Below are 14,327 nucleotides of genomic sequence, written 5' to 3'. Positions count from 1 at the left end.
TTATTAATAGCTTTGGCAAATATAAAAATATTCCGAATAGGTTTTTATGAGGTATTTACAGTAATCTTCCACCAAGAATAAACATTGCAACTGTAAAGTAAATAACAATTCCTGTTACATCCACTAATGTTGCAACAAATGGAGCTGATGAAGAGGCAGGGTCAAAGCCGAGTCGTTTTAATATGAAGGGAAGCGTAGAGCCGGTGACTGTTCCCCAAAGAACAACTCCAATTAAAGAAAGAGAAACAGTTATGGCAACATAAAACCAATGTTCGCCGTAAATATGTGAAGCCATTTGCCAAATATAAATTCTGATAAAACCGATTGTAGCCAGAATAAGTCCCAGAGATAATCCTGTTAAAAGTTCTCTTCTGATAACAAGAAACCAGTCTTTCAGAGTAACTTCTCCCAAAGCCATAGCGCGAACGACAAGAGTAGCTGCCTGAGAACCAGAATTACCACCACTTGAAATAATCAAAGGAACGAATAAGGCGAGCACAACTGCTCTTGCAATTTCTTCTTCGAACACAGCCATTGCAGATGCTGTAAACATTTCTCCAATAAACAGAACCGAAAGCCAGCCGGCTCTTTTCTTAATCATTTTCAGAATTGGAATAGTCGGATAAGGTTCATCTAAAACTTCAACTGCTGCCTGCTTCTGAATATCTTCAGTTGTTTCTTCAACAGCAACATCCATTACATCATCGAATGTAACTATTCCGATTAAGTTTCCGCTATGATCAACAACAGGTAAAGCCACTCTGTCATACTTCCGAAACATTTCAACAGCTTTTTCCTGATCGTCATATACATTAAGCGAAACATAATTTTCATCCATCAGGTCAGCTATTCTCGAATCGAGTGGAGCAAGAAGGATTTCACGGATTTTAATATCATCAATTAGTTTTCCTTTATCATCAACCACATAGAGAATGTTTAATGTTTCTTTGTTCTTTCCATTTTCACGAATGTAATCTAAAGTTTGTTGAATCGTCCAATCCGGTTTTACAGCGATGTAATCCGGCGTCATTAATCTTCCGACGCTGTTTTCCGGATATCCGAGTAGTGTTACTGCAAGTTTTCTTTCTTCAGGTGAAAGAAGCTGAATTAACTGTTTTGTAGCAGATGCAGGAAGTTCTTCAAACAAAGCTGTTCTATCATCCGGATCCATTTCATTCAGAATTGCTGCTACCTCTTCGTTACCCATTGCCTTAAGCAAATCCATTTGAGTGTCAAAGTCGAGATACTCAAAAGTATCAGCAGCTAATTCGGTATGAAGAAGCCGGAAAATTATTACTCTTTCTTTTTCATCGAGGTCAATCAGAAGTTCAGCAATATCGGCTGGAGTCCAATCCTGAAGAATTTCCTTTAAGATGCTAAGTTTTCTCTCCTCAATGAGAGACTTTATTTCTGGTTGTAACAATCTGCTTAGCATCTGGAAATCCTTATTTTTGGATTGAAAGTTTACATATTTCGTGGCTAAAGATTTTTCTTATTGGTGTGCAAAAATAATTTTAACTTATTCAAATCACAATTGTAAATTTATGTATATTCTCTTGTGATATAAAAATGAAATTAGTTGTTGATGAAAATATTGCCTTTGCCAGAGAAGCTTTTTCACATTTTGGTGAAACAGTTCTTCTTGCCGGAAGAGATATTACAAGAGAAGTATTAAAAGATACCGATATCCTGATTGTTCGATCTGTAACTAATGTTGATGAAAACCTTCTTGATGAAACTGCAGTTAAATTTGTTGGTACTGCCACAATTGGTACTGACCATATTGATTTAAATTATTTAAAATCCCGCAACATCACATTTGCAGACGCAAAAGGTTGCAATGCTTTTGCAGTTGCAGAATATTTTCTTACAGCTTTAATGAAAGTTTGCAGCGAAGAAAAAATTTCTCTCCAGGATAAATCAATTGGAATAATTGGAGTTGGAAATGTTGGAAGTAAAGTAGCAAAATTTTCTGAATTACTTGGATTAAAAGTTCTGAAAAACGATCCACCACTTGAAAGAAAGAATCCGCAAGAAAAATTTTACTCCCTTGATGAAGCTCTGCAATGCGACATTGTAACACTTCATGTTCCTTTGACTATTGAAGGGGATGATAAAACATATCATTTGTTAAATGAAGATAATCTTAAGAAATTAAAAGACGGCGCAATTCTTATCAATACTTCACGAGGCGCTGTAATCGATAATGTTTCCCTGCGAAAAATCATTACAAATAAAAATCTTAATCTAATTCTTGATGTGTGGGAAAATGAACCTGATGTTGATTTGTCGTTGCTTGAAAAAGTTAAAATCGCAACACCTCATATTGCCGGCTACAGTTTGGAAGGAAAAATTAACGGCACAATTATGATTTTTAATGCATTGAATAATTTTCTTAAATCTGATTATAATTTTGATTTTGTGCTGCCGGAAGTTGAGAACAACATTTTACCGTATACTAATAATCATTTTGATGAAGGAGAGTTTTATTATTTACTAAGCAGAATTTATAATATTGAGGCGGATGATTTACAGATGAAAAAAATGCTTTACTTCGGCAGGGAAGACCGGATAAAATATTTTGATACGCTCAGAAAATATTATCCGCTGAGAAGAGAATTCAATAACTATTTTATTAAAACCAATTCATTGGAGATGAAAAAAATATTTGAAGGAATGAGATTTAAAATTATTTAGCAACTTAGCGATTCAATTTGAATTCAACCGGGATTGTCATTTGAACTTTAACTCGCTTGCCTTTCATTAGTCCGGGTTTAAATCTTGTATAGTAAACTGCCAGGCGAGCAACTTCATCACAACCATAACCAATGCCTTCAACAACCGTTGCGTTGGAAACTTCTCCGTCTTTTTCAATAAATGCGAGAACTTTAACAGTTCCTTCTATTTTTTTTCTTCGTGCCTCTTCAGGATAAGTAAGTTTCCTGTAAATGGTATTCATTCCACCAATTGGTTCGGGCATTACTTCAGCATTAACAAAATAAGCGGGATCGTCATCAAAATTTTTTTCGTCAATTTGCTCAGGCGGCATATCATCAGATTTTTTCTTTTTCTCTTCCTGCCTTTGTTTCCATTCTTCAAGCAACTTCAGATAATCTTCATATCTGTATTCACCAATAAGAGTAAACTCCTGATCTTTCCGGAATCCCTCAGAGAAAAAAACATCTTCAATGTGAACTCCTGATGAATCAAAATATGAAGCAGGACCTTCTCTTCTTCCATTTTCTATATTGAACATTTCTTTAAGATTTCCATTCGGATAGTAAATCTTCACAATTCCTTCAACTTTATCCTTCGAGTAATTTCTTTCTTCTTTAATGTTTCCATTCTCATAATAAAATAGTGCAGTTCCTTCCCGAACTCCATTATAAGTGTGAATGATTGATTCAATTTTCCCGTCAGGAAAATAATTAACAATGCTATCCTGCTGAGGAAAGACATTTAATCCGAATAAGAATAAAAATGTTGTAAGTATTAACTTCATCTATTAGAAAAATTTTTCGGGGCAAAGATAAGATTTAATCCTTAATTATTAGAGGCAGTAAAACAGTAAGAATAAAAATCAGAATGGCAATTCCATAGAATATATAACCGACGACAAAATCATATTCAAGTATTCCAAGTTCACCAAGCATATAATGCCAGTCGTGATAAACTTTATTACCGCCAAGCAGCGGAAGTTTTCTTGCCTGTGCGTCAGCAGCATAAACACTTATGTTGATGAAATTTTGTCCTAACCAAAGTAATCCGAATTGAATTCCGGTTCTGTAGTTATTTCTGAAAAAAGTAAATGCAATTAATGAAGGAAGAATTATCTGCATCAGTGTTCCACCAAGTGTATAAATAAACTTACCGAAAAACATAAAGAACAAATGACCTGCTTCGTGAATTACCAGATCAACATTATCAATTAAACCGTACTTACCGCGATTTAATGTCCAGTAAATAGCGATTGGTAAAATTATTATTGACGGAAGCCACTTTTTAATTTCCGAAGTCTGAGAATAAGGTTTAGCTTTTCTTAAACTTTGCTGAAGCTCTTTATTGAATTCGTCTGACATTAAAATTTATCCTTATAATTCTCATTTAAAAATACTCATAGTGTTTGTTTAGATGAAAAGACAAGTTAATTTTTAGTTGATATTATTTCGGGATAATAAAAGGAAAATAATAATGACGAAACTGATTACAATTCACTTAATGTTTTTCTTTATTTCTTCGTTTCTTTATTCACAGGACTTACAACTGGTTGACGGAAATTTTGTTAAAATGGATAAATGTGGATTTCCTCCTGAGTCAGAGAGTCAAGTTAACTCCATAGATAATTGGGGTTACAGTTATGATAGTCTGCTGACTGATCTTGAAATCTGGCGACAAAGTCCTTATGTGAAAATTGACTCGATAGGATTAAGTGTGCAGGGCAGACCATTGTGGCAATTAACAATTACATCCGACCCGAATAACATTGCTGGTAAAAGAACTGTTTACATTCATGCAAGAACCCACCCTCAGGAGACGGAGGGATTTTGGGTGACTAAAGAAATAATAAAAATACTATTGACCGAAAATTCATTTGCACAAACTGTGAGAGAAAATTGTGTGTTCTATATTGTGCCTATGTATAATCCTGATGGAGTTGAGCTTGGATATCCAAGAAGAAATGCCAACAATGTTGATCTTGAAAGTAATTGGTTTACCTTTCCCAATGAGCCTGAAGTTGCTGCATTAAAAGCAAGATTCACAGAACTTATGGCATCACCAAATCCTATTGAAGTTGAACTCAATATGCATTCATCATCGTTGTGTAAAAGATATTTTGTTTATCACGATTCAACCGGAACTTCGCCACAGTTTGCGGTTATGCAGCAACAATTTATTGAAGGAGTCAGATCCTATTATCCGACAGGGATAGAACCGTGGAATTATTATGTAAGCTGGACTGGTGGGAATCCAATGAAATATCCTGAAAGTTGGTTCTGGTATTATCACGGTGAAAGTGTTATGGCTTTAACTTATGAAGATATGTATCAATGCAGTGGCACTGGTAATTTTAATGTTACTGCCAAGGCTATCCTTCGCGGAGTAATGGATTATATGAATATTCCAACCGAAGTTGAATTATCAGACAATTCAATTCCGAGTGAATTTACTCTTGAGCAGAACTACCCAAATCCATTTAATCCTACTACGAAAATCAGTTGGCAGTCGCCAGTAAGCAGTTGGCAAACAATCAAACTATACGATTTAATGGGAAGAGAAATTGAAACAATTATTAATGGATATTTTGAAGCTGGTTATCATTCAACTTTATTAACTGTAAATTCTTCATTATCCAGCGGAGTATATTTTTATCGATTGCAAGCGGGTAACTTCACACAAACGAAAAAGATGATATTGATGAGATAAAAATTTTTGTGTTCCTTAGTGAAGTACTTTGTGAAGTTAGTGGTAAAAAAATAAATCAACCACCAAGTCGCACTAAGTATAACACAAAGTATCACAAAGAATTTCATTTACCTACAACCCACTTCCCAAAAACAATTTCCCGATAACAACTAAGTATAAAAGTATTTACAGTAAACTTTAACGGCAGTAATCTTGTCTGGACACTAAACGGAAGAACATCAACGGCGAGCAGTAACTCAGCGCCGTGTAATTAAGATAATGGTACACTGATTTATTAAGATCAGTTAAGATCATAACCGATCATAAAGATCTTAGCGTTCCTTGTGGTGAAAAAGAAATTTAACCAAAATGAGCACTAAGGTTATCGAGAAGATTTTTACAAAACAAAAAAGGCGACTCGTGAGAATCGCCTTTTATTTGATCCAATCAAAATTTATTAAACAAGTCCCTGATCAATCATTGCATCAGCTACTTTTAAGAATCCTGCAATGTTTGCACCGTTAACATAATTACCCGGAGTTCCATATTTCTCTGCAGTTGCCAGACAAGTATTATGTATTCTAATCATTATTTCATGAAGTTTTTTATCAACTTCTTCCCGACTCCAAGGTAATCTCATACTGTTCTGTGTCATTTCCAAGCCACTGGTTGCAACACCACCAGCATTAGAAGCTTTGCCAGGTGCATAAAGAATTCCGGCTTCCATAAATACTTTATATGCTTCAATTGTAGTTGGCATATTAGCACCTTCGCATACACAAATGCAGCCATTCTTTACAAGTTCTCTTGCATCCTTTTCAAGGATTTCATTCTGAGTTGCGCAAGGCAAAGCAACATCAACTTTTACTTCCCAGGGTTTTTTACCGGGGAAGAACTGAACTTTGAATTCTTTAGCATAATCTTCAACTGCATCTTTATTGCTTGCTCGAAGTTTAAGCATATAATCAATTTTTTCCCCTTTAACTCCATCAGGATCATAAACATATCCATCTGGTCCGGAAAGGGTTACAACTTTTCCACCAAGTTCAGTTACTTTCTGAACAGCGCCCCAGGCAACATTACCAAAGCCGGAAACTGCAACGGTTTTTCCTTCAAAGCTTTGTCCCTTTGTTTTAAGCATTTCGTTAGCGAAATAAACGACACCAAATCCGGTCGCTTCAGGACGAATCAGAGAGCCACCCCAATTAATTCCTTTTCCTGTTAATACGCCTGTAAATTCATTTGTTAATCTTTTATACTGTCCGAAGAGATAGCCAATTTCTCTTGTTCCAACCCCGATATCACCAGCAGGAACATCTGTGTTCGGACCAATGTGACGGAAAAGTTCTGTCATAAAGCTCTGGCAGAATCTCATTATTTCATTATCAGATTTTCCTTTAGGATCGAAATCACTACCGCCTTTACCACCACCCATCGGAAGTGTTGTAAGAGAATTCTTGAAAACTTGTTCGAAAGCTAAAAACTTTAAGATGCCCAGAGTGACCGAAGGGTGAAATCTCAAACCACCTTTGTATGGTCCGATTGCACTATTCATTTCTATTCTGTATCCACGGTTGATATGAATTTGTCCCTGATCATCCATCCATGGAACGCGGAACATTATAACTCTTTCAGGTTCTACCATTCTTTCTACTATTTTAAGTGAGCGATATTCAGGATGTCGCTGAAGAACCAAATCAAGTGATTCAAGAACTTCCTCAACTGCCTGATGGAATTCTGGTTCGTTTGGATTTTTGGCTTTAACATCAGCCAATATTTTCATTACATATTCAGAAGCCATATTAACCTCTTATTTTTTATGTTAAACATTGTTGTGATTTTTTGAATTGATTATCTGGAGAAATGTCGGAAGTCGTTGTGAAATGATGAATGACAACAGAAAATTTTAGCATTGGAATTTCCCCTGATATTTGTGTTCTTTTACTGCTGTCATTATAAATAAACTAAAATTATTTGTATATCAAAATTAGATTTTGCAGCTATAAAAACCTAAGAAAAGTAACATTATACTCTGCTCTGTGTGATTATTTTCAAGTTTATTTTTAGTTAAACTGATAGCAAGTGGTCAGTTAAATCAATAATTTTGAATCAGCAAATTATCTAAATTATTGAGGTTAAAATGTCAAACCAGATTATAAAAGAAAAAATCCAGCAGGCAATTGAAATTCTTAACGAAAAAAATATTGATATGTGGATGACTTTAGTCCGCGAAACAAAAGTAACCAAAGATCCTATGATTGATATGATTGTTGGCGAACATTCAACCTGGCAATCTGCTTTTATAATAAACAGAGATGGTGAAACAGCCGCGATTGTCGGAAGCATTGAGGAAGAAAATATCGTTAAGACAGGATTATATCAGAAAGTAATTGGATATGTTAAGTCTGTTAAAGAACCTTTGCTCGAATATTTGAATGGTAAAAATCCAAAAAGCATCGCGATTAATTACTCTAAAAATTCTGTTCTGTCAGATGGATTAACTTATGGAATGTTTCTTTTGCTAAATGATTATTTAGATGGAACTGAATTTAAGAACAGATTAGTAAGTGCTGAAGAAATTATCTCAGCTCTCAGAGGTAGAAAATCAGATTCTGAATTGTCTATAATGAAGGAAGCAATAACAGAAACTCTGAAAATTTTTGATGCTGTTACAAAGTTTATTAAGCCGGGACTAACAGAAAAAGATGTTGCTGAGTATGTGAAGAAATTAATGAAAGAAAAAGGATTTCAACCAGCGTGGGATGAAGAAACCTGTCCAGCTGTGTTTACAGGACCAAATCCGGCAAGTGCTCATTCAGGACCGACTGACAGAAAAATTGAAAAGGGACACCTGGTTAATATGGACTTTGGAATTAAGTACAAAGGTTATTGTTCCGATTTACAAAGAACCTGGTATGTTTTACGTGATGGAGAAACAAAAGCACCGGCAGAAGTTCAAAAAGGATTTGAAGTGATTCGTGATGCGATACAAAAAGTTTCAGATGCAATTAAACCTGGTGTAACTGGTGTTGAAATGGATGATATTGCCAGAAATTATATTACTGATAAGGGTTATCCTGAATATCCGCATGGACTTGGTCATCAGGTGGGAAGAGAAGTACACGATGGCGGGGCAGGACTTTTTCCTCGTTGGGAAAGATATGGTAACACTCCATTTATGAAATTAGAAGAAAGACAAGTATTCACGATTGAACCGCGTTTACCGGTTGAAGGTTATGGTGTTTCCACAATTGAAGAAGAGGTTGTAATAACCAAAGACGGATGCGAATTTCTTTCTCCACCGCAGAAGGAATTGATTTTAATTAAATAAAACTTAATAACCTTTTAACGATTGAGTCATTACTTGAATATTCGATCCCATAAATTTTCATTGGATTGAAATATTGAATGATTTTATTTATGAACGAATGACTACATTCGGTAGGTAAAATTGAATGGATGAATTAAATAAAAATTATTCCATATACCTTATTCCCTTATACCTTACCTCTATATACCTCATACCTAAAAACTATAAAATTGCATTTGTCATTCCGAGCGGAGCGAGGAATCTTGTAACATTAAAAGTTTACGACATCCTTGGTAACGAAGTAACAACATTAGTAAACGAACAAAAAGAACCCGGATATTATGAAGTAGAATTCAATGCAACCGACTTATCCAGCGGAGTATATTTTTATCGATTGCAAGCGGGTAACTTCACACAAACGAAAAAGATGATATTGATGAGATAAAAATTTTCGTGTTCCTTAGTGAAGTACTTTGTGAAGTTAGTGGTAAAAAAATAAATCAACCACCAAGTCGCACTAAGTATAACACAAAGTATCACAAAGAATTTCATTCACCTACAACCCACTTCCCAAAAACAATTTCCCGATAACAACTAAGTATAAAAGTATTTACAGTAAACTTTAACGGCAGCAACCTTGTCGGACACTGAACGGAAGAACATCAACGGCGAGCAGTAACTCAGCGCCGTGTAATTAAGATAATGGTACACTGATTTATTAAGATCAGTTAAGAACATAACCGATCATAAAGATCTTAGCGTTCCTTGCGGTGAAAAAGAACTTTAACCACAATGAGCACTAAGGTCATCGAGAAGGTGCGCGAGAAGATTTTTTACAAAACAAAAAAGGCGACTCGTGAGAATCGCCTTTAATTTGATCCAATCAGAATTCTATTAAACAAGTCCCTGGTCAATCATTGCATCAGCTACTTTTAAGAATCCCGCAATGTTTGCACCGTTAACATAATTACCCGGAGTTCCATATTTCTCTGCAGTTGCCAGACAAGTATTATGTATTCTAACCATTATTTCATGAAGTTTTTTGTCAACTTCTTCCCGACTCCAAGGTAATCTCATACTGTTCTGTGTCATTTCCAAACCACTGGTTGCAACACCACCAGCATTAGAAGCTTTGCCAGGTGCATAAAGAATTCCGGCTTCCATAAATACTTTATATGCTTCAATTGTAGTTGGCATGTTAGCACCTTCGCATACACAAATGCAGCCATTCTTTACAAGTTCTCTTGCATCCTTTTCATGGATTTCATTCTGAGTTGCGCAAGGCAAAGCAACATCAACTTTTACTTCCCATGGTTTTTTACCGGGGAAGAACTGAACTTTGAATTCTTTAGCATAATCTTCAACTGCATCTTTATTGCTTGCTCGAAGTTTAAGCATATAATCAATTTTTTCGCCTTTAACTCCATCAGGATCATAAACATATCCATCTGGTCCGGAAAGGGTTACAACTTTTCCACCAAGTTCAGTTACTTTCTGAACAGCGCCCCAGGCAACATTACCAAAGCCGGAAACTGCAACGGTTTTTCCTTCAAAGCTTTGTCCCTTTGTTTTAAGCATTTCGTTAGCGAAATAAACAACACCAAATCCGGTCGCTTCAGGACGAATCAGAGAGCCACCCCAATTAATCCCTTTGCCTGTTAATACGCCGGTAAATTCATTTGTTAATCTTTTATACTGTCCGAAGAGATAACCGATTTCTCTTGTTCCAACTCCGATATCACCAGCAGGAACATCTGTATTCGGACCAATGTGACGGAAAAGTTCTGTCATAAAGCTCTGGCAGAATCTCATTATTTCATTATCAGATTTTCCTTTAGGATCGAAATCACTACCGCCTTTACCACCACCCATCGGAAGAGTTGTAAGAGAATTCTTGAAAACTTGTTCGAATGCTAAAAATTTTAAGATGCCCAGAGTAACTGACGGGTGAAATCTCAAACCACCTTTGTATGGTCCGATTGCACTATTCATTTCTATTCTGTATCCGCGGTTGATATGAATTTGTCCCTGATCGTCCATCCACGGAACGCGGAACATTATAACTCTTTCAGGTTCTACCATTCTTTCTACTATTTTAAGTGAGCGGTATTCAGGATGTCGCTGAAGAACCAAATCAAGTGATTCAAGAACTTCTTCAACTGCCTGATGGAATTCTGGTTCGTTTGGATTTTTGGCTTTAACATCAGCCAATATTTTCATTACATATTCAGAAGCCATATTAACCTCTTATTTTTTATGTTAAACATTGTTGTGATTTTTTTGAATTGATTATCTGGAGAAATGTCGGAAGTCGTTGTGAAATGATGAATGACAACAGAAAATTTTAGCATTGGAATTTCCCCTGATATTTGTGTTCTTTTACTGCTGTCATTATCAATAAACTAAAATTATTCGTATATCAAAATTAGATTTTGCAGCTATAAAAACCTAAGAAAAGTCTAATTATACTCTGCTCTGTGTGATTATTTTCAAGTTTATTTTTAGTTAAACTGATAGCAAGTGGTCAGTTAAATCAATAATTTTGAATCAGCAAATTATCTAAATTTTTGAGGTTAAAATGTCAAACCAGATTATAAAAGAAAAAATCCAGCAGGCAATTGAAATTCTTAACGAAAAAAATATTGATATGTGGATGACTTTCGTCCGCGAAACAAAAGTAACCAAAGATCCTATGATTGATATGATTGTTGGCGAACATTCAACCTGGCAATCTGCTTTTATAATAAACAGAGATGGTGAAACAGCCGCGATTGTCGGAAGCATTGAGGAAGAAAATATCGTTAAGACAGGATTATATCAGAAAGTAATTGGATATGTTAAGTCTGTTAAAGAACCTTTGCTCGAATATTTGAATGGTAAAAATCCAAAAAGCATCGCGATTAATTACTCTAAAAATTCTGTTCTGTCAGATGGATTAACTTATGGAATGTATCTTTTGCTAAATGATTATCTGGATGGAACTGAATTTAAGAACAGATTAGTAAGTGCTGAAGAAATTATCTCAGCTCTCAGAGGTAGAAAATCAGATTCTGAATTGTCTATAATGAAGGAAGCAATAACAGAAACTCTGAAAATTTTTGATGCTGTTACAAAGTTTATTAAGCCGGGACTAACAGAAAAAGATGTTGCTGAGTATGTGAAGAAATTAATGAAAGAAAAAGGATTTCAGCCAGCGTGGGATGAAGAAACCTGTCCAGCTGTGTTTACAGGACCAAATCCGGCAAGTGCTCATTCGGGACCGACTGACAGAAAAATTGAAAAGGGACACTTGGTTAATATGGACTTTGGAATTAAGTACAAAGGTTATTGTTCCGATTTACAAAGAACCTGGTATGTTTTACGTGATGGAGAAACAAAAGCACCGGCAGAAGTTCAAAAAGGATTTGAAGTGATTCGTGATGCGATACAAAAAGTTTCAGATGCAATTAAACCTGGTGTAACTGGTGTTGAAATGGATGATATTGCCAGAAATTATATTACTGATAAGGGTTATCCTGAATATCCGCATGGACTTGGTCATCAGGTGGGAAGAGAAGTACACGATGGCGGGGCAGGACTTTTTCCTCGTTGGGAAAGATATGGTAACACTCCATTTATGAAATTAGAAGAAAGACAAGTATTCACGATTGAACCGCGTTTACCGGTTGAAGGTTATGGTGTTTCCACAATTGAAGAAGAGGTTGTAATAACCAAAGACGGATGCGAATTTCTTTCTCCACCGCAGAAGGAATTGATTTTAATTAAATAAAACTTAATAACCTTTTAACGATTGAGTCATTACTTGAATATTCGATCCCATAAATTTTCATTGGATTGAAATATTGAATGATTTTATTTATGAACGAATGACTACATTCGGTAGGTAAAATTGAATGGATGAATTAAATAAAAATTATTCCATATACCTTATTCCCTTATACCTTACCTCTATATACCTCATACCTAAAAACTACAACCTGAGAGATAAGCTTTTTGCAGAAGTGAGCTGTATTCTTCCCACGAAATCTCGATTGCTCCAAACATTCTCAGATGCTCTGTCATATACTGAACATCAAGCAGAACAAAATCTTTCTCTTTGAGATGATTAAGCAAAGCAATTAAAGCGGCTTTAGACGCCTGAGAGACTTTGGAAAACATCGACTCACCAAAGAATGCACCACGGAATGTAATACCATACAAGCCACCAACAAGCTTTCCATTCTGATATGTTTCAACTGTATGGAGATAACCTCGCTTGTGTAATCTCCGGTAAGCCACAATAAGCTCATCCGAAATCCAGGTTGATGGTCTATCTGCACAACCTTTTATAACGCTTAAATAATCATTGTCAAATTTTATTTCAAATTTCTGCTTTTCAATTGTTTTCCGTGCAGAGCGTGGAATATTAAAATTATCAAGAGGAATAATCGTTCTGATTTCTGGCATATACCAGTTTATTTGTCCGGAATCATCTGCCATCGGGAATGCACCGCTTGCATAAAGCCGGATCATATTATCCGGTTGTAACATTGATTTCAGGAGTTCATTGTTCTTTTCGACCATATCAAATCTGATTTTATTTCAGTTCAAGCTTATTTAAGTTTACAATGTAATTCTAAAAAAATTTTGTCAATGTTGCTAATGAATAAAAAGGATTTTTATGCGCAAAACAGCTGTGGTTGCATTAGGCGGCAATGCACTCCTTCGCGGAAACGAAATCGGAACAATCCAACAGCAGGAAAAAAACACTTACGACACTTGTATTAACCTCATTAAGCTTCTTAAACAAGATTATAACTTAGTAATAACTCACGGTAATGGTCCTCAGGTTGGTAACATAATGCTTCGTAATGAAGCTGGTTACAACACTTATAAGATTCCCAAAATGCCTCTGGATATTTGTGTGGCTGATTCGCAGGGTGGAATCGGTTATATGATTGAACGGCAGATGAAAAATATTCTGACCGAAAATAAATTAAGAAAAAATGTTGTAACACTTGTTACTCAGGTTCTTGTTGACAAAGATGATCCTGCTTTTGAAAACCCATCTAAACCAATTGGTCCTTTTTATCTGAAAGAAGAAGCTGATCTGCTTGCAAGAATTAATAATTTTGTGTTCAAAGAAGATGCCCGTAAAAGAGGTTGGCGAAGAGTTGTTGCATCACCTCAGCCAAAAGATATAATCAATAAAAAAATAATTAAAGAACTTGTTAGAAAAGGAAACATAGTTATTGCCGCTGGTGGAGGCGGAATTCCTGTTTATCAGGATAAAAATAAAATGCTTCACGGAGTTGAAGCCGTAATTGATAAAGACCTTGCGTCAGCTTTACTTGCGAATGAAATTGAAGCTGATGAATTTTTTATCTTAACTGATGTCCCAAAAGTTTATATTAATTTTAATAAACCTAATCAGCAGCAACTGGATTTCATTAAAGTTTCTGACGCAAAAAAATATTATGAGGCAGGGGAATTTGGTGCCGGAAGTATGGGACCAAAAATTCTTGCGGCATTAAGTTTTGTTGAGAATGGTGGAAAAGAAACTGTTATTACTGAATCAACTCAACTTGGTGATCCGGCTTGTGGAACGAGAATAATTCCGGACTAATTAAGAAAT

At 35.5% G+C, this 14,327-nt stretch carries 12 protein-coding genes; 6 read left to right on the top strand and 6 right to left on the bottom strand.

Going from position 1 to position 14,327, the window contains the following annotated elements; all coding sequences use genetic code 11:
* Positions 1-55: 55 nt before the first annotated feature.
* Positions 56-1,435 (bottom strand): magnesium transporter, encoded by a 1,380-nt coding sequence (gene mgtE / locus Q0X14_RS09105; RefSeq protein ID WP_297837328.1) that lies wholly within the window; start codon positions 1,433-1,435, stop codon positions 56-58.
* 134 nt (positions 1,436-1,569) lie between these two features.
* On the opposite strand from mgtE, the gene Q0X14_RS09100 reads away from it, so the two are divergent.
* Positions 1,570-2,697, top strand: coding sequence for a 4-phosphoerythronate dehydrogenase (locus Q0X14_RS09100; RefSeq protein WP_297837326.1), 1,128 nt, complete (start codon positions 1,570-1,572; stop codon positions 2,695-2,697).
* 4 nt (positions 2,698-2,701) lie between these two features.
* On the opposite strand, the gene Q0X14_RS09095 is transcribed toward Q0X14_RS09100, so the two are convergent.
* Together Q0X14_RS09095 and Q0X14_RS09090 are read right to left on the bottom strand one after the other, a co-directional pair.
* Complete coding sequence (locus tag Q0X14_RS09095; protein ID WP_297837324.1) at positions 2,702-3,502, bottom strand: energy transducer TonB; 801 nt, start codon at positions 3,500-3,502, stop codon at positions 2,702-2,704.
* A gap of 34 nt (positions 3,503-3,536) precedes the next feature.
* On the bottom strand, positions 3,537-4,079 hold the full coding sequence (locus Q0X14_RS09090) for a hypothetical protein (RefSeq protein ID WP_297837322.1): 543 nt from the start codon (positions 4,077-4,079) through the stop codon (positions 3,537-3,539).
* Between the two features lie 112 nt (positions 4,080-4,191).
* Here Q0X14_RS09090 and Q0X14_RS09085 point away from each other — a divergent pair, with 112 nt between their 5' ends.
* Complete coding sequence (locus Q0X14_RS09085; RefSeq protein WP_297837320.1) at positions 4,192-5,424, top strand: M14 family zinc carboxypeptidase; 1,233 nt, start codon at positions 4,192-4,194, stop codon at positions 5,422-5,424.
* A 436-nt stretch (positions 5,425-5,860) separates the two neighbouring features.
* Here the strand turns inward: Q0X14_RS09085 and gdhA (Q0X14_RS09080) are convergent, their stop codons facing one another.
* The gene (gene gdhA, locus Q0X14_RS09080) at positions 5,861-7,204 is read right to left on the bottom strand and encodes an NADP-specific glutamate dehydrogenase (protein WP_297837317.1); all 1,344 of its coding nucleotides are present in this window, start codon (positions 7,202-7,204) and stop codon (positions 5,861-5,863) included.
* Positions 7,205-7,543: 339 nt separating this feature from the next.
* Between gdhA (Q0X14_RS09080) and Q0X14_RS09075 the strand changes: the two genes are divergently transcribed.
* Both Q0X14_RS09075 and Q0X14_RS09070 read left to right on the top strand, forming a co-directional pair.
* The gene (locus Q0X14_RS09075; RefSeq protein ID WP_297837315.1) at positions 7,544-8,734 is read left to right on the top strand and encodes a Xaa-Pro peptidase family protein; all 1,191 of its coding nucleotides are present in this window, start codon (positions 7,544-7,546) and stop codon (positions 8,732-8,734) included.
* Positions 8,735-8,858: 124 nt separating this feature from the next.
* Positions 8,859-9,158 carry a T9SS type A sorting domain-containing protein gene (locus Q0X14_RS09070; RefSeq protein ID WP_297837313.1) on the top strand — a complete coding sequence of 100 codons (300 nt, stop codon included), beginning with the start codon at positions 8,859-8,861 and terminating at the stop codon, positions 9,156-9,158.
* Positions 9,159-9,607: 449 nt separating this feature from the next.
* Here the strand turns inward: Q0X14_RS09070 and gdhA (Q0X14_RS09065) are convergent, their stop codons facing one another.
* Complete coding sequence (gene gdhA, locus Q0X14_RS09065) at positions 9,608-10,951, bottom strand: NADP-specific glutamate dehydrogenase (RefSeq protein ID WP_297837311.1); 1,344 nt, start codon at positions 10,949-10,951, stop codon at positions 9,608-9,610.
* A 340-nt stretch (positions 10,952-11,291) separates the two neighbouring features.
* Here gdhA (Q0X14_RS09065) and Q0X14_RS09060 point away from each other — a divergent pair, with 340 nt between their 5' ends.
* Complete coding sequence (locus Q0X14_RS09060; RefSeq protein ID WP_297837308.1) at positions 11,292-12,482, top strand: Xaa-Pro peptidase family protein; 1,191 nt, start codon at positions 11,292-11,294, stop codon at positions 12,480-12,482.
* Between the two features lie 194 nt (positions 12,483-12,676).
* Here Q0X14_RS09060 and aat read toward each other — a convergent pair whose 3' ends face one another.
* Positions 12,677-13,276, bottom strand: coding sequence for a leucyl/phenylalanyl-tRNA--protein transferase (gene aat, locus Q0X14_RS09055; protein ID WP_297837305.1), 600 nt, complete (start codon positions 13,274-13,276; stop codon positions 12,677-12,679).
* Positions 13,277-13,373: 97 nt separating this feature from the next.
* On the opposite strand from aat, the gene arcC reads away from it, so the two are divergent.
* Entirely contained in the window at positions 13,374-14,318 is a 945-nt protein-coding gene (arcC, locus tag Q0X14_RS09050; RefSeq protein WP_297837302.1) for a carbamate kinase, read from the top strand.
* The last annotated feature ends 9 nt before the right edge of the window (positions 14,319-14,327 follow it).

The organism is Ignavibacterium sp. (assembly GCF_025998815.1).
In the GTDB taxonomy this organism is placed as follows: domain Bacteria; phylum Bacteroidota; class Ignavibacteria; order Ignavibacteriales; family Ignavibacteriaceae; genus Ignavibacterium.
This window is presented reverse-complemented; position numbering and strand designations above follow the sequence as displayed.